Below are 22123 nucleotides of genomic sequence, written 5' to 3'. Positions count from 1 at the left end.
TAGATGATGAATTTAACGTTAAGTTATATTGATCCTATTGCATTTCATTTGGGCCCACTACAAATAAGATGGTACGGCATTATTATTGCTTGCGGCATTTTATTAGGTTATTTTGTAGCACAAGAAGCATTAAAGAGAATAGGGTTACATAAGGATACACTTGTAGATGTTATCTTCTACTGTGCAATATTTGGTTTCATAGTGGCACGTATTTATTTCGTTATCTTCCAATGGCCCTACTACATGCAAAATCCAGGTGAAATACCAAAAATTTGGCATGGTGGTATAGCCATTCATGGTGGATTAATAGGTGGTTTTATCACTGGTATTATAGTTTGTAAAATAAAAAATTTAAATCCATTTCAAATTGGAGATATTGTTGCACCAAGTATTATTTTGGCACAAGGCATAGGACGTTGGGGTAACTTTATGAATCATGAGGCGCATGGTGGTATGGTATCTAAATCATTCTTAGAACAGTTGCACTTACCTCAATTCATTATTGATAATATGTATATTGATGGTCATTATTATCACCCAACATTTTTATATGAATCAGTGTGGGACGTTTTAGGATTTATTATTTTAGTTACAATTAGAAAACACATGAAATTAGGCGAAACATTTTTCTTATACTTAATTTGGTATTCGATCGGCCGTTTCTTTGTAGAAGGGCTTAGGACAGATAGCTTAATGTTAACAAGTCATATTAGAGTGGCTCAGTTAGTATCTGTGATTTTAATTATTATCAGTGTGGCATTAATGTTATATAGACGTTTCAAATATCAACCACCCACATACAAAAATGCTGGCCCATTAAGTTGGCCTAAGCAGAAGGTGTAATTCAAATATGAGAAAATTAAAGCCTCACCGTGGATATCAAGCCACTAATATGAATCCGTTATGGCATATTTATCGATTAGTCAAATTTCCTAAAGTATTAAGGCAAACGATTATTATCGAGATTTGTCGGTACATGCCAAACTTAAAATTCAAAAGTCATATGTATCGTCAATTATTAGGTATGGATATTGGAAATCATTCTGTATTCGCATTTAAAGTAGTACCAGATTTGTTTTATCCAGAGCTAATAACAGTTGGCAATAATAGTGTGATTGGTTATAATACTACAATATTAACGCATGAAATTTTAGTAGACGAATTTAACATTGGAAAGGTAACGATTGGCAGTCATACATTAATTGGTGCCAATGTCACTATACTTCCAGGTGTCACTATTGGAGATCATGTAAAAATTGGTGCAGGAACAGTTGTATCTAAAGATGTACCGAGTAATTCGGTCGCATTTGGAAATCCTATACAAATACAATGAATATGGAGGTGACAATCTTTGGCAGATAAAAATAATAAAATTATTTCAATGGCTTTTGATGAACCGTTTTATCGCAAAATGGCAGCTCAAAAGTGGAAGCAACAAGATTTTAAAAAAGCAGCTGATTATTATAGTAAAGTGCTAGAATTGTCACCTGAAGATTTTGATATTCAATTAAACTACGCTCAATGTTTAGTTAAACTAGGTTTTGGTAGTCGTGCAGAACATTTATTCTATGAAAATATTATTAATGATAGACACGTGGCTGATAGTTTTTATGAATTGAGTCAGTTGAACATTGAATTAAATGAACCAAACAAGGCATTCTTGTTTGGTATTAATTATGTATTAATCACAGACGATCAAGATTTTCGTGATGAATTAGAAGAAACGTTTGATGTTTCGTATTCTAATGAGCATCAAATTGAAGTAGAGGCACAACTTTTTGCTGTTCAATTATTGTTCCAATTTTTATTTTCACAAGGTCGTTTAGAACAAGCAAAATCATATATATTAAATCAAGACGAAACTATACAAAATCATCGTGTTATTAAAAATTTATTAGCGATGTGTTATTTATATTTAAGTAAATATGATATAGCTAAAGACATGTTTGAGGAACTATTAAATGAAGATAATACAGATGTGCATGCACTTTGTCATTATACGTTATTACTTTATAATACAAATGAAAAAGACAAGTATAAACGTTACTTGAATATATTAAGTAAAGTTGTACCAATGAATGATGATGAAAGCTTTAAACTAGGCATTGTATTAAGTTATTTGAAACAATATCATGCCTCACAGAAGTTACTGCTTCCACTGTATAAAAAAGGTAAATTTGCTTCGATACAAATGTTCAATGCTTTAAGTTACAATTACTATTACCTAGGAAATAAAGATGAGAGTATCCAATTTTGGAATAAACTGTTGCAAATTTCTAAAGTGGATGTAGGATTTCCACCTTGGGTTATAGAGGAAAGCAAACATGTATTTGATCAACGAATTTTACCATTATTAATGGATGATGATAGTCACTATAGATTGTATGGAATCTTCCTATTAAATCAATTGAATGGTAAAGAAATATTGATAACAGAAGATATATGGGCTGTTTTAGAAACATTAAATGATTATGAAAAATTATATTTAACATATTTAGTTCAAGGTTTAACCTTGAATAAATTGGACTTCATTCATCGTGGTATGCTAAAACTGTATCAATTCGACCAATTTCGAAATGATACATCATTATTTGTTCAATGGATAGATCAAGCTGAATCAATTATTGCTGATCAAGCAGATTTAACTGAAGTAGAAAGATATATAGGTGCGTATTTATATTTGTATTACCAACAAACAAATCAGAAGTTGACTAAGAAGCAAATTAAAGAATGGTTTGATATTAGTCATTACAAACTAGATAAAACGATAACTTATATGTTGAGCATATAAATTTATGAAATACTTATTTTGATATATAATGCGTTTAATGATTATTTAGTAGGAGGGCAAGTAAATGACTGAAGTAGATTTTGATGTAGCAATTATAGGTGCAGGCCCTGCTGGTATGACGGCTGCAGTTTATGCTTCACGTGCCAATTTAAACACAGTTATGATTGAACGTGGTATGCCAGGTGGCCAAATGGCAAATACAGAAGAGGTAGAGAATTTCCCAGGATTCGAAATGATTACTGGACCAGACTTATCTACTAAAATGTTTGAACATGCGAAAAAATTTGGTGCTACGTATCAATATGGTGATATTAAATCAATCGAAGATAAAGGCGACTATAAAGTCGTTAACTTAGGAAACAAAGAAATTACAGCACACGCAGTGATTATTTCAACTGGAGCTGAATATAAAAAAATCGGCGTACCAGGAGAACAAGAATTAGGTGGACGTGGTGTAAGTTATTGTGCTGTATGTGACGGTGCATTCTTTAAAAACAAACGTTTATTTGTTATTGGTGGCGGTGACTCAGCTGTTGAAGAAGGTACATTCTTAACAAAATTTGCTGATAAAGTTACTATTGTTCATAGAAGAGACCAATTACGTGCACAAAGTATTTTACAAGACCGTGCATTTAAAAATGATAAAATTGATTTTATTTGGAGTCATACTTTAAAAACAATCAATGACAAAGACGGCAAAGTAGGATCTGTTACTTTGGAATCAACTAAAGATGGTTCTGAAGTCACTTATGATGCAGATGGTGTATTCATTTATATCGGTATGAAACCACTAACAGCACCATTTACTGATTTAGGTATTACAAATGAAAATGGTTATATTGTAACTGAAGCAGATATGAGTACTAACGTACCAGGTATTTATGCTGCTGGTGACGTAAGAGATAAAGGGTTACGTCAAATTGTTACTGCAACAGGCGACGGTAGTATCGCAGCTCAAAGTGCAGCAGATTATATAGAAGCTATTAAAGATAAATTAGAAGCATAAATTAAATACCATTTATCACAACAGTAATTTAAGCTAGAGCAATGGGAGGATTATAATGCCAATAATCCATTTGTTGTTCTAGCTTTTTCTAAGTCTTAGGAACGTTCCTTTGTGAATTTGAGTGTGGTATGATGAAGCTATTAATGTATAAATTTCAAAATAACTGGCGGTGACCAATGAAATGATGAATTCTGAAAAAGAAATGGGAAAGAGTGAACTATTAGTAGTAACTGGTTTGTCAGGTGCTGGTAAATCTCTAGTCATTCAAAGTTTAGAAGATATAGGCTATTTTTGTGTAGATAATTTACCACCTGTATTATTGCCTAAATTTGTTGAATTAATGGAGCAAGGTAATCCTTCATTACAAAAAGTGGCAATTGCTATAGATTTAAGAGGTAAAGAATTATTTAAATCACTTGTGAAAGAAATAGATTTAATCAAAAGTAGAAATGATGTTATCGTAGATGTCATGTTTTTAGAAGCAACAACAGAAAAGTTAATTTCAAGATATAAAGAATCACGACGTGCGCATCCATTAAATGAAAAGGGACAACGTTCATTAATTGAAGCCATTAATGAAGAACGTGGACAACTTTCACAAATTAGAAGTATCGCCAATTATGTGATTGATACGAGCCAACTTAAACCTAAAGCATTAAAAGAACGCATAGTTAATTATTATGAGAATGACGATTTTGAAACATTTACGATTAATGTGACTAGCTTTGGATTTAAACATGGTATTCAAATGGATGCTGACTTAGTATTTGATGTTCGATTTTTACCCAATCCTTATTATGTAGAAGAGTTACGTCCATTAACTGGATTAAACGAAGAAGTGTATACCTATGTAATGAAATGGAGAGAAACTGAAATATTCTTTGATAAACTAACTGATTTATTAAAATTCATGATTCCAGGTTACAAGAAAGAAGGTAAATCTCAATTAGTCATAGCTATTGGATGTACTGGTGGCCAACATCGTTCAGTAGCTTTAAGTAAACGTTTAGGTGAATATCTAAATGAGGTTTTTGATTATAACGTTTATGTTCATCACAGAGATGCACATATTGAAAGTGGCGAGCACTAATGAGAAGAATGAAAGTAGTATTAATCGGCGGGGGAACTGGTTTATCAGTATTAGCAAGAGGTTTAAGAGAATTTCCAATTGATATTACCGCTATTGTAACGGTCGCAGATGATGGTGGTAGTACAGGTAAAATTCGAAATGAAATGGATATCCCAGCTCCTGGTGATATTAGAAACGTTATTGCAGCGCTTAGTGACTCGGAATCAGTGTTAACTCAATTATTTCAATATCGATTTGAAGAAAATCAAATCAGTGGACATTCATTAGGTAATTTATTAATAGCTGGTATGACCAATATTACGAATGATTTTGGACATGCAATTAAAGAATTAAGTAAAGTATTAAATATTAAAGGTAAAGTGATTCCATCAACCAATTCAAGTGTGCAATTAAATGCCATTATGGAGGATGGAGACATTGTTTACGGTGAATCTAAAATTCCTAAGATGCAAAAAAAGATAGACAAAGTCTTTTTAGAACCGGATGATGTTGAACCTATGGAAGAAGCAGTGGAAGCGTTAGAAGAAGCAGACTTAATTGTTTTAGGTCCAGGTTCGTTGTATACGAGTGTCATCTCTAACTTATGTGTGAAAGGTATATCAGAGGCATTATTAAATTCTTCTGCACCTAAACTATATGTGTCTAACGTAATGACACAGCCAGGTGAAACAGATGGTTATGATGTGAAAGAACATATTAATGCATTACATCGACAAGCAGGAAAATCATTTGTCGATTACGTCATTTGTTGTACGGATCAATTTAATGACAATGTTTTACAAAAATACAGAGAAAAGCATTCAGAACCCGTTGCTGTTAACGTTGATGAATTAAAACAGGACGGTATTAAAGTGATTACGGCATCTAATCTAGTTGAAATATCAGACGAACACTTAGTAAGACACAATACCAAAGTATTATCTACTTTGATATATGAAGTCGCACTTGAATTAATTAGTACAATTCAATTTGATCCTAACAGCAAACGTTAGCAGTAGTCATGATGAGTATATATTAGAACAAAGTTGAGTCAGTTAATTCAGTATGAAAAATAATTTAGATGAGATTTATTTAGAAAAAAGTCATTGCGAATAAATCATGTAGACAATGATAGGAAGGAATGAGTGTTCTATGAGCTTTGCATCAGATATGAAAAATGAATTAACTCGTATAGATGTAGATGAAGCTAATGCGAAAGCAGAGCTCAGTGCATTAATTCGTATGAATGGGGCACTTAGTCTGTCCAATCAACAGTTTGTGATAAACGTTCAAACTGAAAATGCCACAACTGCTAGAAGAATCTATTCGTTGATTAAGCGTATCTTTAATGTTGAAGTAGAAATATTAGTACGTAAAAAAATGAAATTGAAGAAAAATAATATATACATTTGTCGTACAAAGATGAAAGCTAGAGAGATTCTTGACGAATTAGGTATTTTAAAAGAAGGTGTATTTACACATGAAATTGATCCAGAGATGATTCAAGATGATGAAATGAAACGTAGTTACTTGCGTGGCGCATTTTTAGCAGGGGGTTCTGTAAATAACCCTGAAACATCTTCATATCATTTAGAAATTTTTTCTCAATTTGAGAATCATTCTGAAGGATTAACTAAATTGATGAATAGTTACGAATTAAATGCCAAACATCTTGAAAGAAAAAAAGGTAGTATCGTGTATTTGAAAGAAGCGGAAAAAATATCTGACTTTTTAAGTTTAATTGGTGGATATCAAGCACTGCTCAAATTTGAAGACGTCCGAATTGTACGTGATATGAGAAATTCAGTTAATCGATTAGTAAATTGTGAAACAGCAAATTTAAATAAAACTGTGAGTGCAGCTATGAAACAAGTTGAAAGTATTCAATTAATTGACCAAGAAATTGGTTTAGACAATTTGCCAGATCGTTTGCGTGAAGTCGCGAAATTAAGAGTTGAACATCAAGAAATTTCTTTAAAAGAATTAGGGGAAATGATTTCCACAGGGCCTATTTCTAAATCAGGTATGAATCATCGTTTAAGAAAATTAAACGAATTAGCAGATAAAATCCGAAACGGTGAGAAGATTGAACTATAAAAGACTCACTATCCTAGTGGAATGTAATCCGGAAAAATATATCATACTGAAGTGATAAAACTAAAAGCCATGTCTCATTGATAGAACACATTGTGTAATCATGTATTCTAAATTTGGAGATCATGGCTTTCTTCTGTTAATTTGATTCACTGCATAAGCAGTCTTTGTATTTAACATATATGAGCCCCCTCGAAGGGATGATTTTTAATTAAAATAGTGTTTGGCTCATTTTTAAAATGCTATTAAATCAGTAATTTTATCTATTTGTATTTTACATACTTTTGCCAATCATTTTCTCTATAAACTAATTAAATCATTACTCTATTTTAAGGCAGTGTTTTTATAAATCATTCATTAATTTTATTGTTTTCGTGTTTTCTTCTTCATATGATTCTTCTAATAAATTCCCATAAATCTCATAAGTGATTTTCGCAGATTTATGACCTAAACATTTAACTATAAAGTAATTAGTTGAGTAGGTATATTAACAAAGCAATTAGTTAGTAATGAGAATAACTTTAATATTCAAGAGTTACCGACTGCACGTATAGAAGTATTTAAAGAGTTATTAGTTAATACTGAGCTACCTCAAACATTACGTGATGTGATTACTATTACAGATGATGAACATGTTGAATCTATACCATCACTAACATACATTAAAGATAAGTTAGCTACTAATGGTATTGAGCTATCACTTAATGGTAGTAGCAAATACTTTTATAGACGCGAGGGACACATATATACAGAAGTATCAGACAGTGTAGTGCATGGCTCGACCTACTTAAAGAGATCTTTATTAATGAGTGTGTCACATATGAAACAACATTACTCTTAGATAAGAACAATGCGAGTGGATTGATTGATAAAGATAACCAAGACTTATCACTATATAATCAAGGCATTAAAGAAGTAAGTAACACTACAATGTATGATGGTATTTAATAAGCGATAAAAGATATACCACAAACATTTAGACGTAATGTATCTATCATAATGAACACAGAACATCATGATAAACTCATCAAAGAGTTAGCACAGATGGGATTAGGTGGACTTGCAGGTGATTTAACTAAGCTATTTAATGTATCTCACGTAGTAGTTACAGATGATGCGCAAGATATCTTTATAGGAGACTTTGGGCATGCTATATATGCTAAATATGAGCCTATTATGTACAATAAAAAGAAACAAGCATTAAGAGGCGTGTACCAATTTGCATTGAACTATGTGTTTGATATCAAAATTGTGCCAGAGTTATTACGAATCATTAATATTAAATAAATAATTTATACAATAAAATTTATTCCCCCCTACCTTTTGGGTCAAATATTATTTTTGACGGGTACCGGCGGGGGGCCTTCGTTTGCAACGGGGATAAATTTTTCATGAAAAGGGGTAACTCAGTTTATCCCTTTTTTTAATCATTTTAAGCGTCAAATCCATTGAAAAAGGTGTGATTATTTGGTCTCTGACTTCGAAAGTAATGATAAAATCACAGAAATTGAATTTTTAATGGATTATAATCCCAAAGTGATTAATAGAAAGATTAAAGCTATGAAATCACAAATAGATAGCCTATATCATTTAAATATGAGTCATGTGATTACCAATGAGAAAGATATGATGGTATTTGTATCATTGATGAGAAAGCGAAACTTCAATATAATTCAAAAACAGCACACGACAGGTTAAATTTACTCAAAAATATCATCAAGAATTATATTCAGAACGAACAACAAGATGTGATTAAATATATGTTAATCAGTGGTAAAGTAAGAAATCAAAATGTTATCGAACGCTTGAAGAAAGATATCTATCAAGTTGAGAGTCAAAAACGTAAAGAAAGACAAAATGAACGTTCAGAATTATACCAAAAGGCATTTGATGAGCATTTAGAACAAGTTAAAGAAGAATTATCTACCAATAGAAAGGTGTTAGCGATGCCATGAAGAATGATGATTACGTGATTTTATCGAAACACTTTAAAAATTATCATAAAATGATGGATTATTATCAATCGTTGAGAATGATCTATACCATCACAATTTATATCATCTTACTAGAGGTATAACTTCGGTCTTTAACGAATGTTCAATATTATATCAGCAAATTATAGAGTTATCTTGGTGGAAAGGTGAACAACTTGATGAAGTAATAGCACCAGCACTAAATTTAAGTATGAATGACTTCAATAAAGGGCGTAGAATCATTATTAAACAATTAGCAAATGAGATAGGTTGGGTATGAAAAAATATGATAAACAAAGTGTGAAAATATTTCTGAAAACTATCAACATAAAAATGATATCGATAAAGATATTGTAGTGACTAACATTGATGATTTCTTTAATATAAATCAAGATGAAGAAATAGAGAATGATCATATAGACGACACAATATACTTTAATGAACTAGATACTTTGATAGAAACAATCGCATCAGATAAAGAGTATTATGTGTACTGGTTAATTAGCGAGGGGCATTCATACGAAAATATAGGGGAAATATTTGATTTAAGTCGTGAACGCATTAGACAAATATATGATGGACTCTTAGAAAAGCTACCGTAATTGGTAGCTTTTTGTTAATTATCATTTAATATAGTTATAATGGCAAAGCCTATAATTAGTACGAGGATAATTGTTTTTAAGAATGGTATCTCACTAATGAAAAACGTCAGCATTAACAAAGTTATTGATAATGCAATACAAACTAACGAAGTGATATTGAAATCGTATTGGAGTGACCTAAAGCCTAGATAAGCAGTTAAAATTGAAAAAATAGCAGTTATTAAAGCTATTAATAAAATTATTAATGTGCCACTTAAGTAACCATCTTTACCTAAATTTCGAATATTTACATCATTACCAAACTGTTTAATAAATTCATTGGCCATTAATTTTAGAAAGATAAATGAAATAGATGTAATAATCATTGTTACCATACACCACTGAGATTTTTTAATATCTTCTATCAATACATTCATCATATACACCTCCTTAAGAATCATTTTAAATAATGGTATATAAAGATTAATTGTATTTGCCAAAGTGTTATAATTTAATTCATAAGTGTAAAAATAATTTTAAAAGGAGGGAGATAAAACGTATATACTGTTTGAGCATATAGAAGATTATGAAAATTCTAAGACCAATGTAATGTGTGTTAGTGAGAATCAAAATCTTATAACCAATATATTATCAAATTACAAAATTTATAGAATATTAGAACTAGAAAATAGAGTTATATATGAATTGGATGATAAAGATTTAATACTAATCAATACTATAAAAGATAGTTACCTAAAAAAAGAGGTAGTTTTATGAAAAAATTAAAAGAATTAGATTTATATGAGCAAAGTATTCAAAAATTAAATTTTTGTTTATATCACATAGAAAATTTAAAGAAAAAAGAAGAATTAGATTTAAATGATCAGATAATGATTAACTTATTACTGAACGTATATAAATCGGTAATGGAATATTCTATACAACGCATAAAAAAACATAATAATGTGAGTAAAAACAAAAAACCATATATTCCAAATAAAAAAGAAATGAAAAGTATCGAAACGTTTTACAATCTGCTAAATGAAAGATTTGGTGTTAATGACAATAGAGGTAGAGAAATTTTTGATTCTTTATTTTACACTGAAACATATAATGAATTCAATAAAATGCAGAATAATGAAAAACATTCAATGATAAATGTTCAATTCAAAAATATAACAAAGGGAATAGGTTACACTGAACAAAAAGGTGTGATTATTAAAGATGTGAGTATATCTGGGCATGAAGACAATGTTGATACTTTGATTATGCCGAATAGTAGGAAGATTGATTTTAGCAAAGTTAAAGACTATTCATATAAAGAAGAAATTTATTTTGAATACAATAATAGAGAAGTGTTTGAATTTTTAGATGACGTTTATCAAATGGTTAATAATTTCGTTATTGATATTAGAGAATACATAGATAAGCGTGATTTATAATTTGAATGAAAGAGAAATTCTCAGAATAAATAAGTGATAGAGCTATTTAAAGATATAATTCAAATTTATTTTTGTATAATGTTTTTCTAATGATGAGTAAATTTCAACAAAATAAGGATCAACAATTTAATGATATGCACTCCATAAAGTTAGATTTGTAGTCCAACTTTTGGGTTGCACATCACAATGCTAAGCTCTTATTTTTATACTCTTAAATCAAGATATAACTTTTCTGCATATGGTAATAATTCAGGTATATAATTTCTAGCGTAGCCTTCTATAAATCTTAAAGCTTGAGAGTCAGTTATTTCGTCATATTTAGTTACATTTTCAATTAATATTGATTTAAATTCTTCAATGTTCATATCATCAGTGTTTTTGTTATTAGACAACCTTGTAAATGCCATAAATACTTTTTCATATTCATCTAGAGGGATACCTAAGTCTAAACATAAAAGACTTATTGATTTTGTATTGTAAGGATGATGTCCTACGATTTCTGCTAGTTCTGAAACTGCTTGATATAGTAACCTTATATCATCTTTATTTTCAAACATTATTTTCACTCCTAAACTAGTAAATTAATACCTTCTTTTACTGCAACTTTAACTTGACCAACGAGGTCTTTGTCAATACCAGCATCTACTAATCCTCTATACACTGCATCAGCAACTGAGTTAGCTGGGACTTCAGATAATTTTAACAAAGGGCGTAGTTCTGAATCAATTGCGTCGAAATTTTTTGAAACAGCATTTGCTGCTTTTTGATTGCCAGTAACAGTTTTAACTGCACCTACTAATTTACCTTTATTACTTAATATACCCTTAATAGTTTTTTAGTAAGATATGTCCCGCCTACATAGGTTTGTACATTTTTTTGTTTTCATTAGTTTGTTGATTTGACTTGTTATCTTGAGATTGTTGAACATTACTATTTTGCGTTTGAACTTGTTCTTCTGCACTTGCTAAAGGGGAAATAGACGTTAATAAAACCGCACTTAAAACTAATGATCCTATACTCTTACTTAACTTCATAGCTTATCTACTCTTTTAATCAAATTTTTAATCTAGCACTTACAACTTTAGTCTATAGTAATCGTTTTAAAATTGGTGTAATTTCCCCAAGTGTCTGTTTCATATACATAAGTGTATATATAACTTTTACTTTTACTATCTTTGGAATTACTTCTGAGAAACGTCTTGTGTAAATCTGAGAATCGGTATATGTATAAATAGTACTTAATATCTGTATTGGGTAGCTATTTTATTTATATTGATATTGTGATATATGTATTATTGAGTACATTATTAATTAAATATAATAAAGGTGGTTATTGCGTGAGTATAAAAGAAATGTGGGAATATTTACTAAATAAAAAATGGGAATCTGATGAAATTTGGATGCTAATATTATACATATTCATAGCTAGTATCTTTACGACACCATTATTGGGTGTTCCTATAGGTGTTATAGCTTATTTATATTTAAGTGATGATAAATTTAATTAATGGTTTAATGATTACTAAAATGGTCATTGAAATCGTGATCCATGACACTAGTATATAGCTTACTGAACGAAATGTTCACTATGACAAATACATTTAAGATACTTACTAATTTATATATTAAAAACAAGCATAACAAAAAGCCATCATATATAGTATATGGTGGCTTAAACGTTGAATGTGAAATTAAAAATAAACATAGTATGAATAGCGTCATTTTATTATACTATGATTTAAGACTATCTGAGATTCATGAATCCCCAAATGTTGAGTAACTTTCAACATAGTTTAATTATACCATAACTTAGTAGTAGGTACTAAATTTATATGTGGTATTATGGTAAGAAAAACATGAGGTGACAGATAATGCAAAATAAATTTGAGTTGAAACATATTTTGTTTATAACCTTTATTGTTGTTCTTGCAATAATGACGTTTGTGTTCACAGTTGGTTACATTATTAGCTCTGTGGATCCTAATCATAGTATTACGGGTTATTCCATTGCCATTAGTTTTGTTGGTATATTTTCAACGTTTGGTGGTGCATTTTTAGGTGCGGCTATATCTGGGCGTTATACCATGAAAACCATTAGATTAAGTGAAAATAATAAAATTGAAATTAATAAAAAGAGAGCAAAAGCGCTAAAAAATGAGTTGTTAAAACAAACTAAAATAGCTCTTGATAATGCACGACCTTTTGATGCAGGTGGAATGTTTACATTTGAAGAAGTAATATATAGCAGAGTAAGAGATACCTATATAAATAGAATAAATATATCACTGAATAAAATAAGCGAGTTTAAAATGAGCGAAAGTTATTATTATCTAAGTGATGATGATATCACTGAACTAGATGATGTGTATGAGTTAATATCAGAATTAATATTTTGTATTGAAGATTTAAATAGTCGCCAAGATGATGGAGAAAAAGAGAAAAACCCAGATTTTCACAGAATTAAAAGTACTTACTTTGCAAATCTGAAAACTTTTTATTCAAAATATAAATAACGTTTCCCTGTTTTTTCCCCATTAAGCAAAAGAAACGCCATTAAAACAACGTTTTAATGGCTACTGAGCCCCCTCGAAGGGAATCGAACCCCTATTCTAAGAACCGGAATCTTATGTGTTATCCATTACACTACAAGGGGAAAATAGATAAAGCTTATTTCTGTACTAAACGATATAAAATCAGTACAATCAAAAATAGTTATTTCTAGTGTACAAAAGTAATTCACTTAACGTCAATTAGCAATTAAACTAAAAGAACTTTATTTTTGACCATTTTTGACTTTTAGGTTAAAATGTGAAGTAACAGTTATTACAAGGAGGAAATATAGATGAATTTAATTCCTACAGTTATCGAAACAACAAATCGTGGGGAACGTGCGTATGACATTTATTCACGATTATTAAAAGACCGTATTATTATGTTAGGTTCTCAAATTGATGATAACGTTGCTAACTCAATTGTATCTCAATTATTATTCTTACAAGCCCAAGACTCTGAAAAAGATATTTACTTATATATCAATTCACCAGGGGGAAGCGTGACTGCTGGCTTTGCTATCTATGATACAATTCAACATATCAAACCAGATGTTCAAACAATTTGTATTGGTATGGCTGCGTCAATGGGTTCATTCTTATTAGCAGCAGGTGCAAAAGGTAAACGTTATGCTTTACCAAACGCTGAAGTAATGATTCACCAACCTTTAGGTGGTGCACAAGGTCAAGCAACTGAAATCGAGATTGCTGCCAACCATATCTTAAAAACTCGTGAAAAATTAAATCGTATTTTAGCTGAAAGAACAGGTCAATCTATTGAAAAAATTCAACAAGATACTGATCGTGACAATTTCTTAACAGCTGAAGAAGCTAAAGCATACGGCTTAGTTGATGAAGTTATGGAACCAGAAGGTAAACAATAATATTTCTATTTAATTAGATATAATAATCGAAGTTCAATAAAAAGAAGTCAGGACCATCATTTAAGGTCCTGACTTCTTTTTTACTTATATAGATTTGTATGGCGTTAACTATTTTAACTTATGTCTCAATCCATTAATTGAAATAAACGACATTATGAGTCCTACAATAATAAATAGGATGGAGAGTAATATCATAATTACTGTTTGATCAAATACTAAGACACCGTTCAAAATACAGATTAAGCCTGCTATGATCATTAAAATGTATGTGAGTTTGTCATTTTGATTGTTTTCCATTGCTGTTGTACCTCTTAATTTAATTTCTGATTAAATCATCTAGTGCATTTTTAAGATTATTATACATGAAATTAAATCCTAGTGCTTCGAGTTTATTTGGTAATACCTTTTGCGTATCTAAAACAACGGTAGACATTTCACCAAGTACTAGTCTCATCGCAAAGCTTGGAACCCATGTTTCATGTGGCTTATGCATTGCACGAGCTAACGTATAACCGAATAAATTTTGACGTTCAGGTATTGGTGCAGTTAAGTTAAAAGGTCCTTTGGCTTTGTCATTACCGATTGTAAATAATATTGCACGTGTTAAATCATCAATGTGAATCCATGAATACCACTGGAAACCAGATCCTAATTTACCACCAACATAAAATTGATAAGGTAATTTCATAGTTTGTAAAGCGCCACCATCATTAGATAAGATCATTCCAAAGCGACCTAAAACGACTCTTGTTCCTAGTGCTTCGAATTGCTTAGCAAATCTTTCCCATTGATAAACAATATCTGATAAAAAGTCAAACGGTAATGTTTTAAAAAGTTCTGTATAACTATGGTGATAATTAGGAGGGTAATATCCCATAGCACTAGCATTAAATAATACTTCTGGCTTCTTTTCTCTTTTTTTAAATAATTCAAAAAGGGCCTGTGTAGATTGAATTCTGCTTAACATTAATGTTTGTTTATAGTCTTTTGTCCAACGTTGGTTGAGTGTTGCACCAGCTAGATTGATAACGATATCGATATCAGGCACTTTACTTTCCCAGCCATCTTTAGACCAATTCACATATGAAACCCGAGCATCGTTTGATTGTTCATCATGTCGAGTCAAAATAGTAATATGAGCATTTGATTTCTTAATTTCACTCACTAAATGAGAACCTACCATGCCAGTTCCACCAGTTATTAAATATTGTTTCATTATCTCACCTCAATAAAAAATTCTAACTTAGTTAATAGTTAGTAGTGATTATTATTATTCAAAATTTATCCAATTTTTAGCCAACAATATGTCAAATACTTTTTTAGATTCGTATTTAAAAAATTTTTTGTTAAGTTATAATTGATTTGTACCTTCGGAAATTAATTAAACATCTCTTAATTAGTATGAGTATACCCCATAATATACTAGCGAAGGTAAATTTTGACTCCCTTTAGTAGTGGGCCCATGCGAGCAACGTATGGGTCTTTTTTCTCTCTTTATTATTATTCTAAATGATTTTTACATCTTTTTACAGAAATAAACTTAATAAAAAATTGTGTGCATATTTATAATAGAAATAATCATTTAATTAATAAACTTTAATTTTAATGAAAAAACCAAATGAAAGTGAACAGTGCCAATAAAATGAAGGCATAATAGCAGCTATTGCTTAAAATGGGTGATTTATTTTGATGTTGATCATTAGTTATCAACATCTTTTTTATTGTAATTTTGTGGTCATCATTGGTATTAGTCTCTAAATGTTCTTCAAACAATTTTTTCATTATTATCACAAACCGTTCCTATTAAATTTATATTAAAAAAGTTTAAAATAGATGTTTCTTCTTCATTATGATGTTATCATAAATGAGATAAGATTATGTAAATAGTAATTTGCTAATCCTATTGAAATCCTAAATATAAATTTTTGATGAATAAAACATAACGACAACTTAAGATATAAATTTATTATATATGATATTCCATGTTTAAAGTGAGGGAGAATATGTCAAAGCAAGATTTTAATGAGTACGACAATCAAGGTAAAAAAGGTATGAGTGGCATCGCGAAAATAATTAGTATCATTATCGTATTATTGCTACTGGGTGGCTTAACATTTGCTATATTTTCATTTGTAGATCATTCAAAGAAAGCTAATGAACGATTAAATAATGAGACGAAGCAAGAACAAAAAGATAAAAAAGACAAAGACGACAAAGAGAAAAAAGAAAAATCATCTGACAAAAAGTCTGATGAAAAGCAAAATACACAACAACAACCATCACAACAACAGACAAGACAACAACCAACAACACAGCAACCAACAACACAGCAACAACCTTCTACTCAACAACCAAAATCACAACAGCCTAAGACACAACAAAAACCAAAAGTAGATAATAAAACTAAGGAAGCACCAACTAAAGAAAAACCAAGCAAGCAAGAGAAACCAAGCACGCAAGAAAAACCAAGTACCCAAGAAAAGCCAAGTACCCAAGAAAAGCCAAGTACTCAAGAAAAACCAAGCACACAACAAAAGCCAAGTACTCAAGAGAAACCAAGCACACAACAAAAACCAAGTACCCAAGAAAAGCCAAGTGCACAACAATCAACGCAGAATAACTCAAACAATAATACACAACGCAGTGCATCACAACAATCAAATAATAGACAAAGTTCACAAAGTCAAAATAGTTCATCTAACAATAAATCTGATGAATAAGTATTAAAAGGCCGATAAGGTATTTCGTACAATTGCGATTCGCAAGTTAATGTACTGACCTTATCGGCATTTTCTATATTTAAAAAATTATTACAGTAATGTGCATTAAAATAACCAATAAATAAACATTGTGATAATAAGGGAAATGAGCATCAATGTAGAGCAACCAATAGAACATCCACACCCCGTGTGTGTACATCCATATGTATAAATTTGGTTACTGGACTTGTTATCGTCATAGCGATTTTGATGAAAATGTTCATCATCTTTATAACGCGGGTCAGTTGGATCGATAACTTCTATTTTATTTTCGTCGTCTGTACTCAATATAAATTAAACCTTCTTTCAAAAAGAGTTGTCCTTATTTGGATTATAAATGAAAAGCACAATATTATAAAAGAATAATTGCTTTATAGTGATATGGTTAACTCGTAACATAAAGGGTAATATTATCAATGTGTAGCACAATATTTATCAACTGAGTCGTGTGCAACTAAAAGTTGATAAAAAGCTTAAAATACCTTGAATAAGTGATTTAATTCACGTAACTGTACCTAAAGTAAATGAAATCGCTTTACACAATATTTGGAAAATTTTGAGCGGATTTACTTGCATTTTAATTCGCATAATAGTACTATTGCAATTGTAAAGAGGTTAGATTTTGTCCCACGTGGGACTTCAAACGTCAATCCTCTATGATTCAAGCAATATTGACTCATCCTTTAGAAACATACAAGGAGGAAAGAGTAGTGAAAGATTTGATCGAAATTCAACAGCAACTTATTCCAGATTTGGTCGAAAAGATGTATCGTCGTTTTTCAATCTTAGCTACTATTTCTCAAAATGAGCCAGTTGGACGACGTAGTTTAAGTGAACATATGGATTTGACGGAAAGAGTTCTACGTTCTGAAACAGATTTGTTAAAAAAACAAGAACTAATCAAAGTTAAATCAACAGGAATGGAAATCACTGAAAAGGGTAAAGAGGTAATCAATCAATTAAATGATTACTTTAATCATTATTCAGATGATCATAAAATGGCTAATGCCATTAAAGAGAAGTACAACATAAAAGAAGTTCATGTTGTCCCTGGTGATTCAGACGAGAAACAATCAGTTAAAAGAGAAATGGGCAGACAGGCTGGCCAGTTATTAGAAAGTAGTTTATACGAAGACGCAATTGTGTCAGTAACTGGTGGTTCAACAATGGCTTATGTAAGTGAATCTATTCATTTATTACCATTTAATGTGTTCTTCGTACCTGCTCGTGGTGGACTTGGTGAAAATATGGTATATCAAGCCAATACGATTGCATCAAGTATGGCACAACAAGCAGGTGGTTATTACACAACATTATATGTACCTGATAACGTAAGTGAGTCTACATATAATACATTAATGTTAGAACCTTCAGTCAGTCATACATTGGATAAAATTAAACAAGCGAATGTAACGATACATGGTATTGGTGATGCGCTGAAGATGGCGCATCGACGACAGTCACATAAAGATGTGATTGATAAGCTTCAACATCACCAAGCCGTGGGTGAAGCATTTGGTTATTACCTTGATGCTCAAGGTCATATCGTCCACAAAGTAAAGACAATCGGATTACAATTAGAAGATCTTGAGTCCAAAGACTTTATCTATGCAGTAGCAGGCGGTCAATCTAAAGGTGAAGCAATTAAAGCTTACTTATCAATTGCCCCTGACAATACAGTGTTAATCACTGATGAAGCTGCGGCGAAAGTAATATTAAATTAGGAATAAAAAGTTCAAAGCTTTTTAAATATCATTATTAAAGGAGGCCATTATAATGGCAGTAAAAGTAGCAATTAATGGTTTTGGTAGAATTGGTCGTTTAGCATTTAGAAGAATTCAAGACGTAGAAGGTTTAGAAGTAGTTGCAGTAAACGACTTAACTGATGACGATATGTTAGCACACTTATTAAAATATGACACTATGCAAGGTCGCTTCACTGGTGAAGTAGAAGTTATCGACGGTGGATTCCGCGTTAACGGTAAAGAAGTTAAATCATTCGATGAACCAGATGCAAGCAAATTACCTTGGAAAGACTTAGATATCGACGTAGTATTAGAATGTACTGGTTTCTATACTGACAAAGATAAAGCACAAGCTCACGTTGATGCAGGTGCTAAAAAAGTATTAATCTCAGCTCCAGCAACTGGTGACTTAAAAACAATCGTTTACAACACTAACCACGATGAATTAGATGGTTCTGAAACAGTAGTATCAGGTGCATCATGTACTACTAACTCATTAGCTCCAGTAGCTAAAGTGTTAAGTGATGAGTTCGGTTTAGTTGAAGGTTTAATGACAACTATCCACGCATACACTGGTGACCAAAATACTCAAGATGCTCCACACAGAAAAGGCGACAAACGTCGTGCTCGTGCTGCAGCAGAAAACATCATCCCTAACTCAACTGGTGCTGCTAAAGCAATCGGTAAAGTAATTCCTGAAATCGACGGAAAATTAGACGGTGGTGCACAACGTGTTCCAGTTGCAACTGGTTCATTAACTGAATTAACAGTAGTATTAGAAAAAGACGTAACAGTTGAACAAGTTAACGAAGCAATGAAACAAGCTTCTGACGAATCATTCGGTTACACTGAAGACGAAATCGTATCTTCTGACGTAGTTGGTATGACTTACGGTTCATTATTCGATGCAACTCAAACTCGTGTAATGGCTGTTGGTGGTCGTCAATTAGTTAAAGTTGCTGCTTGGTACGACAATGAAATGTCATACACTGCTCAATTAGTACGTACTTTAAACAAATTAGCTGAGTTATCTAAATAATTAAAGCATAGTTAATTTAACTAGTGCTCTTAACTGTTAAATTTTATAATAAAGCTTATGAGTAAGCGGGGAGCACAAACGCTTCTCCGCTTATTTTTTAATATATATTTTCCTAATTAAAGGAGGAAATGAAAATGGCTAAAAAAATTGTTTCTGATTTAGAACTTAAAGACAAAACGGTATTAGTTCGTGCGGACTTCAACGTACCTTTAAAAGACGGTGAAATCACAAATGATAACCGTATTGTACAAGCATTACCAACAATCAAATACATCATCGAACAAGGTGGTAAAGTTGTCTTATTCTCACACTTAGGTAAAGTAAAAGAAGAAAGCGACAAAGAATCATTAACATTAAAACCTGTTGCAGATGACTTATCTAAAAAGTTAGATAAAGACGTAGTATTTGTACCTGAAACTCGTGGTGAAAAATTAGAATCTGCAATCAAAGATCTTAAAGCTGGCGATGTATTATTAGTACAAAATACACGTTTTGAAGATTTAGATGGTAAGAAAGAATCTAAAAATGACCCAGAATTAGGTAAATATTGGGCTTCATTAGGTGACGTATTTGTAAACGATGCATTCGGTACTGCTCACCGTGAACATGCCTCTAACGTAGGGATTTCTACTCATTTAGAAACTGCAGCTGGTTTCTTAATGGAAAAAGAAATTAAATTCATTGGCGGCGTAGTAAATGATCCACACAAACCAGTGGTAGCAATCCTTGGTGGTGCTAAAGTTTCTGATAAAATCGGCGTAATCAAAAACTTATTAAACATTGCTGATAAAATCCTTATCGGTGGTGGAATGGCTTATACATTCCTTAAAGCACAAGGTAAAGAAATTGGATTATCTTTATTAGAAGAAGACAAAATTGACTTTGCTAAAGAATTACTAGAAAGCAATGGAGACCAAATTGTATTACCTGTTGACGCTAAAGTAGCAAAAGAATTCTCAAATGATGCAGAAATCACTGAAGTATCAATTGATGATATTCCTAAAGACCAAGAAGCAATGGATGTTGGTCCTAAAACTGTTGAATTATTTAACAAAGAATTACAAGGTGCGCATACAGTAGTATGGAATGGACCTATGGGTGTATTCGAATTTAGTAACTTTGCTCAAGGTACTATCGGTGTATGTGAGTCAATCGCTAACTTAAAAGATGCCGTGACAATTATCGGTGGTGGTGATTCTGCAGCAGCAGCAATCTCACTAGGATTCGAAGATAACTTCACTCACATTTCTACTGGTGGCGGTGCATCATTAGAATACCTAGAAGGTAAAGAACTACCTGGTATTAAAGCAATCAACAATAAATAATATCTATAAAATGTTGTGTTTTTCTCAGGTATATTCGGGAAAACGAATGTTGAAAGATATATAGTATACCAATAAACATTAAAATATTAAGGAGTGTATTGAATGAGAACACCAATTATCGCAGGTAACTGGAAAATGAACAAAACAGTTCAAGAAGCTAAAGATTTCGTTAATGAATTATCAACATTACCTGATCCTAAAGAAGTTGAATCAGTAATTTGTGCACCAACAATTCAATTAGATGCATTAATCACAGCAGTTAAAGATGGTAAAGCTAAAGGCTTACAAATCGGTGCTCAAAATGCATATTTTGAAGATAATGGTGCTTTCACAGGAGAAACTTCTCCAGTAGCATTAGCTGATTTAGGCGTGAAATATGTTGTCATCGGACACTCTGAACGTCGTGACTTATTCCACGAAACAGACGAAGAAGTTAATAAAAAAGCGCACGCTATCTTCAATCACGGCATGACACCAATCATTTGTGTAGGTGAATCAGATGAAGAACGTGAAAGTGGAAAAGCTAATGAAGTTGTAGGTAACCAAGTTAAGAAAGCTGTTGAAGGTTTATCAAATGAGCAACTTAAACAAGTTGTGATTGCATATGAACCAATTTGGGCTATCGGTACTGGTAAATCATCTACATCTGAAGATGCTAATGAAATGTGTGCACATGTTCGTAAAACAATTGCAGACTTATCAAGCCAAGATGTAGCTGATGCAACTCGTATTCAATATGGTGGTAGTGTTAAACCTAACAACATCAAAGAATATATGGCTCAATCAGATATCGACGGCGCATTAGTAGGCGGCGCTTCATTAAAAGTAGAAGATTTTGAACAATTGTTAGAAGGTGCAAAATAATT

Annotated in this window: 27 protein-coding genes and 1 tRNA gene; 20 read left to right on the top strand and 8 right to left on the bottom strand. The window is 31.5% G+C overall.

Features of this window, described 5'->3' with window-relative positions; translation table 11 throughout:
- Positions 1-6 precede the first annotated feature (6 nt).
- From lgt to JX000_RS09555, 11 genes are all read left to right on the top strand, one after another.
- Positions 7-843: a prolipoprotein diacylglyceryl transferase gene (gene lgt, locus JX000_RS09600; RefSeq protein WP_037552023.1), complete on the top strand. Its 837-nt coding sequence runs from the start codon at positions 7-9 to the stop codon at positions 841-843.
- Positions 844-850: 7 nt separating this feature from the next.
- Positions 851-1333: an acyltransferase gene (locus JX000_RS09595; RefSeq protein WP_107532222.1), complete on the top strand. Its 483-nt coding sequence runs from the start codon at positions 851-853 to the stop codon at positions 1331-1333.
- Between the two features lie 18 nt (positions 1334-1351).
- Positions 1352-2791, top strand: a complete 1440-nt coding sequence (locus JX000_RS09590) for a tetratricopeptide repeat protein (protein WP_124228491.1) — start codon at positions 1352-1354, stop codon at positions 2789-2791.
- A gap of 64 nt (positions 2792-2855) precedes the next feature.
- The gene (trxB, locus tag JX000_RS09585) at positions 2856-3797 is read left to right on the top strand and encodes a thioredoxin-disulfide reductase (RefSeq protein ID WP_002450908.1); all 942 of its coding nucleotides are present in this window, start codon (positions 2856-2858) and stop codon (positions 3795-3797) included.
- A gap of 181 nt (positions 3798-3978) precedes the next feature.
- Positions 3979-4887, top strand: coding sequence for an RNase adapter RapZ (rapZ, locus tag JX000_RS09580; RefSeq protein WP_002450907.1), 909 nt, complete (start codon positions 3979-3981; stop codon positions 4885-4887).
- A complete protein-coding gene (locus JX000_RS09575) occupies positions 4887-5879 on the top strand; it encodes a gluconeogenesis factor YvcK family protein (RefSeq protein ID WP_124228490.1) in 993 nt (330 codons plus the stop codon). The genes rapZ and JX000_RS09575 overlap by 1 nt, the downstream gene beginning before the upstream one ends.
- 139 nt (positions 5880-6018) lie before the next feature.
- A complete protein-coding gene (gene whiA / locus JX000_RS09570; protein WP_002450905.1) occupies positions 6019-6963 on the top strand; it encodes a DNA-binding protein WhiA in 945 nt (314 codons plus the stop codon).
- Positions 6964-7959: 996 nt separating this feature from the next.
- Entirely contained in the window at positions 7960-8247 is a 288-nt protein-coding gene (locus JX000_RS12180; protein WP_228077252.1) for a hypothetical protein, read from the top strand.
- A gap of 180 nt (positions 8248-8427) precedes the next feature.
- A complete protein-coding gene (locus tag JX000_RS12175) occupies positions 8428-8658 on the top strand; it encodes a hypothetical protein (RefSeq protein WP_228077251.1) in 231 nt (76 codons plus the stop codon).
- Between the two features lie 62 nt (positions 8659-8720).
- Positions 8721-8915 (top strand): hypothetical protein, encoded by a 195-nt coding sequence (locus JX000_RS12170; protein WP_228077250.1) that lies wholly within the window; start codon positions 8721-8723, stop codon positions 8913-8915.
- 374 nt (positions 8916-9289) lie between these two features.
- Positions 9290-9535, top strand: coding sequence for a sigma factor-like helix-turn-helix DNA-binding protein (locus JX000_RS09555; protein WP_185291348.1), 246 nt, complete (start codon positions 9290-9292; stop codon positions 9533-9535).
- A 14-nt stretch (positions 9536-9549) separates the two neighbouring features.
- Here the strand turns inward: JX000_RS09555 and JX000_RS09550 are convergent, their stop codons facing one another.
- Entirely contained in the window at positions 9550-9951 is a 402-nt protein-coding gene (locus JX000_RS09550) for a hypothetical protein (protein ID WP_075778927.1), read from the bottom strand.
- Positions 9952-10287: 336 nt separating this feature from the next.
- Between JX000_RS09550 and JX000_RS09545 the strand changes: the two genes are divergently transcribed.
- Positions 10288-10956, top strand: coding sequence for a hypothetical protein (locus JX000_RS09545; protein ID WP_075778928.1), 669 nt, complete (start codon positions 10288-10290; stop codon positions 10954-10956).
- A 203-nt stretch (positions 10957-11159) separates the two neighbouring features.
- On the opposite strand, the gene JX000_RS09540 is transcribed toward JX000_RS09545, so the two are convergent.
- The 3 genes from JX000_RS09540 to JX000_RS12160 form a co-directional block, all read right to left on the bottom strand.
- Positions 11160-11513 (bottom strand): hypothetical protein, encoded by a 354-nt coding sequence (locus JX000_RS09540; RefSeq protein WP_075778929.1) that lies wholly within the window; start codon positions 11511-11513, stop codon positions 11160-11162.
- A gap of 11 nt (positions 11514-11524) precedes the next feature.
- The gene (locus tag JX000_RS12165) at positions 11525-11662 is read right to left on the bottom strand and encodes a hypothetical protein (protein ID WP_232133409.1); all 138 of its coding nucleotides are present in this window, start codon (positions 11660-11662) and stop codon (positions 11525-11527) included.
- 148 nt (positions 11663-11810) lie between these two features.
- Positions 11811-11990, bottom strand: coding sequence for a hypothetical protein (locus tag JX000_RS12160; RefSeq protein ID WP_228077248.1), 180 nt, complete (start codon positions 11988-11990; stop codon positions 11811-11813).
- Positions 11991-12293: 303 nt separating this feature from the next.
- Here JX000_RS12160 and JX000_RS09530 point away from each other — a divergent pair, with 303 nt between their 5' ends.
- Both JX000_RS09530 and JX000_RS09525 read left to right on the top strand, forming a co-directional pair.
- Positions 12294-12464, top strand: a complete 171-nt coding sequence (locus tag JX000_RS09530; RefSeq protein ID WP_142237379.1) for a VraH family peptide resistance protein — start codon at positions 12294-12296, stop codon at positions 12462-12464.
- A gap of 363 nt (positions 12465-12827) precedes the next feature.
- Complete coding sequence (locus tag JX000_RS09525; protein ID WP_206140656.1) at positions 12828-13469, top strand: hypothetical protein; 642 nt, start codon at positions 12828-12830, stop codon at positions 13467-13469.
- Between the two features lie 68 nt (positions 13470-13537).
- On the opposite strand, the gene JX000_RS09520 is transcribed toward JX000_RS09525, so the two are convergent.
- Positions 13538-13609 (bottom strand) — tRNA-Arg (locus JX000_RS09520).
- Between the two features lie 189 nt (positions 13610-13798).
- On the opposite strand from JX000_RS09520, the gene clpP reads away from it, so the two are divergent.
- Positions 13799-14389, top strand: a complete 591-nt coding sequence (clpP, locus tag JX000_RS09515; protein ID WP_002450904.1) for an ATP-dependent Clp endopeptidase proteolytic subunit ClpP — start codon at positions 13799-13801, stop codon at positions 14387-14389.
- Positions 14390-14497: 108 nt separating this feature from the next.
- On the opposite strand, the gene JX000_RS09510 is transcribed toward clpP, so the two are convergent.
- Both JX000_RS09510 and JX000_RS09505 read right to left on the bottom strand, forming a co-directional pair.
- The gene (locus JX000_RS09510) at positions 14498-14686 is read right to left on the bottom strand and encodes a hypothetical protein (protein WP_002450903.1); all 189 of its coding nucleotides are present in this window, start codon (positions 14684-14686) and stop codon (positions 14498-14500) included.
- A 19-nt stretch (positions 14687-14705) separates the two neighbouring features.
- A complete protein-coding gene (locus JX000_RS09505; RefSeq protein ID WP_075778931.1) occupies positions 14706-15605 on the bottom strand; it encodes a TIGR01777 family oxidoreductase in 900 nt (299 codons plus the stop codon).
- Positions 15606-16392: 787 nt separating this feature from the next.
- On the opposite strand from JX000_RS09505, the gene JX000_RS09500 reads away from it, so the two are divergent.
- Complete coding sequence (locus JX000_RS09500; RefSeq protein ID WP_124228486.1) at positions 16393-17109, top strand: DUF4887 domain-containing protein; 717 nt, start codon at positions 16393-16395, stop codon at positions 17107-17109.
- A gap of 105 nt (positions 17110-17214) precedes the next feature.
- Here the strand turns inward: JX000_RS09500 and JX000_RS09495 are convergent, their stop codons facing one another.
- On the bottom strand, positions 17215-17436 hold the full coding sequence (locus JX000_RS09495) for a hypothetical protein (protein WP_002450900.1): 222 nt from the start codon (positions 17434-17436) through the stop codon (positions 17215-17217).
- Between the two features lie 422 nt (positions 17437-17858).
- Between JX000_RS09495 and JX000_RS09490 the strand changes: the two genes are divergently transcribed.
- The 4 genes from JX000_RS09490 (at position 17859) to tpiA (ending at position 22121) form a co-directional block, all read left to right on the top strand.
- On the top strand, positions 17859-18872 hold the full coding sequence (locus JX000_RS09490; protein ID WP_206140655.1) for a sugar-binding transcriptional regulator: 1014 nt from the start codon (positions 17859-17861) through the stop codon (positions 18870-18872).
- Between the two features lie 52 nt (positions 18873-18924).
- Complete coding sequence (gene gap / locus JX000_RS09485; RefSeq protein WP_002450898.1) at positions 18925-19932, top strand: type I glyceraldehyde-3-phosphate dehydrogenase; 1008 nt, start codon at positions 18925-18927, stop codon at positions 19930-19932.
- Between the two features lie 134 nt (positions 19933-20066).
- On the top strand, positions 20067-21257 hold the full coding sequence (locus JX000_RS09480) for a phosphoglycerate kinase (RefSeq protein WP_002450897.1): 1191 nt from the start codon (positions 20067-20069) through the stop codon (positions 21255-21257).
- Between the two features lie 102 nt (positions 21258-21359).
- Positions 21360-22121 (top strand): triose-phosphate isomerase, encoded by a 762-nt coding sequence (tpiA, locus tag JX000_RS09475; RefSeq protein WP_002450896.1) that lies wholly within the window; start codon positions 21360-21362, stop codon positions 22119-22121.
- Positions 22122-22123 lie beyond the last annotated feature (2 nt).

The sequence above is a fragment of the Staphylococcus sp. SB1-57 genome (assembly GCF_017086425.1).
GTDB classification, from domain to species: domain Bacteria; phylum Bacillota; class Bacilli; order Staphylococcales; family Staphylococcaceae; genus Staphylococcus; species Staphylococcus warneri_A.
This window is presented reverse-complemented; position numbering and strand designations above follow the sequence as displayed.

Excerpts from the sequence above, each read along its gene's own strand:
- lgt (WP_037552023.1), top strand. The coding sequence starts at position 7 with ATGAATTTAACGTTAAGTTATATTGATCCTATTGCATTTCATTTGGGC.
- JX000_RS09595 (WP_107532222.1), top strand. The coding sequence starts at position 851 with ATGAGAAAATTAAAGCCTCACCGTGGATATCAAGCCACTAATATGAAT.
- trxB (WP_002450908.1), top strand. The coding sequence starts at position 2,856 with ATGACTGAAGTAGATTTTGATGTAGCAATTATAGGTGCAGGCCCTGCT.
- rapZ (WP_002450907.1), top strand. The coding sequence starts at position 3,979 with ATGATGAATTCTGAAAAAGAAATGGGAAAGAGTGAACTATTAGTAGTA.
- JX000_RS09575 (WP_124228490.1), top strand. The coding sequence starts at position 4,887 with ATGAGAAGAATGAAAGTAGTATTAATCGGCGGGGGAACTGGTTTATCA.
- whiA (WP_002450905.1), top strand. The coding sequence starts at position 6,019 with ATGAGCTTTGCATCAGATATGAAAAATGAATTAACTCGTATAGATGTA.
- JX000_RS12180 (WP_228077252.1), top strand. The coding sequence starts at position 7,960 with ATGAACACAGAACATCATGATAAACTCATCAAAGAGTTAGCACAGATG.
- JX000_RS12170 (WP_228077250.1), top strand. The coding sequence starts at position 8,721 with ATGTTAATCAGTGGTAAAGTAAGAAATCAAAATGTTATCGAACGCTTG.
- JX000_RS09550 (WP_075778927.1), bottom strand. The coding sequence starts at position 9,951 with ATGAATGTATTGATAGAAGATATTAAAAAATCTCAGTGGTGTATGGTA.
- JX000_RS09545 (WP_075778928.1), top strand. The coding sequence starts at position 10,288 with ATGAAAAAATTAAAAGAATTAGATTTATATGAGCAAAGTATTCAAAAA.
- JX000_RS09540 (WP_075778929.1), bottom strand. The coding sequence starts at position 11,513 with ATGTTTGAAAATAAAGATGATATAAGGTTACTATATCAAGCAGTTTCA.
- JX000_RS12160 (WP_228077248.1), bottom strand. The coding sequence starts at position 11,990 with ATGAAGTTAAGTAAGAGTATAGGATCATTAGTTTTAAGTGCGGTTTTA.
- JX000_RS09525 (WP_206140656.1), top strand. The coding sequence starts at position 12,828 with ATGCAAAATAAATTTGAGTTGAAACATATTTTGTTTATAACCTTTATT.
- clpP (WP_002450904.1), top strand. The coding sequence starts at position 13,799 with ATGAATTTAATTCCTACAGTTATCGAAACAACAAATCGTGGGGAACGT.
- JX000_RS09510 (WP_002450903.1), bottom strand. The coding sequence starts at position 14,686 with ATGGAAAACAATCAAAATGACAAACTCACATACATTTTAATGATCATA.
- JX000_RS09505 (WP_075778931.1), bottom strand. The coding sequence starts at position 15,605 with ATGAAACAATATTTAATAACTGGTGGAACTGGCATGGTAGGTTCTCAT.
- JX000_RS09500 (WP_124228486.1), top strand. The coding sequence starts at position 16,393 with ATGTCAAAGCAAGATTTTAATGAGTACGACAATCAAGGTAAAAAAGGT.
- gap (WP_002450898.1), top strand. The coding sequence starts at position 18,925 with ATGGCAGTAAAAGTAGCAATTAATGGTTTTGGTAGAATTGGTCGTTTA.
- JX000_RS09480 (WP_002450897.1), top strand. The coding sequence starts at position 20,067 with ATGGCTAAAAAAATTGTTTCTGATTTAGAACTTAAAGACAAAACGGTA.
- tpiA (WP_002450896.1), top strand. The coding sequence starts at position 21,360 with ATGAGAACACCAATTATCGCAGGTAACTGGAAAATGAACAAAACAGTT.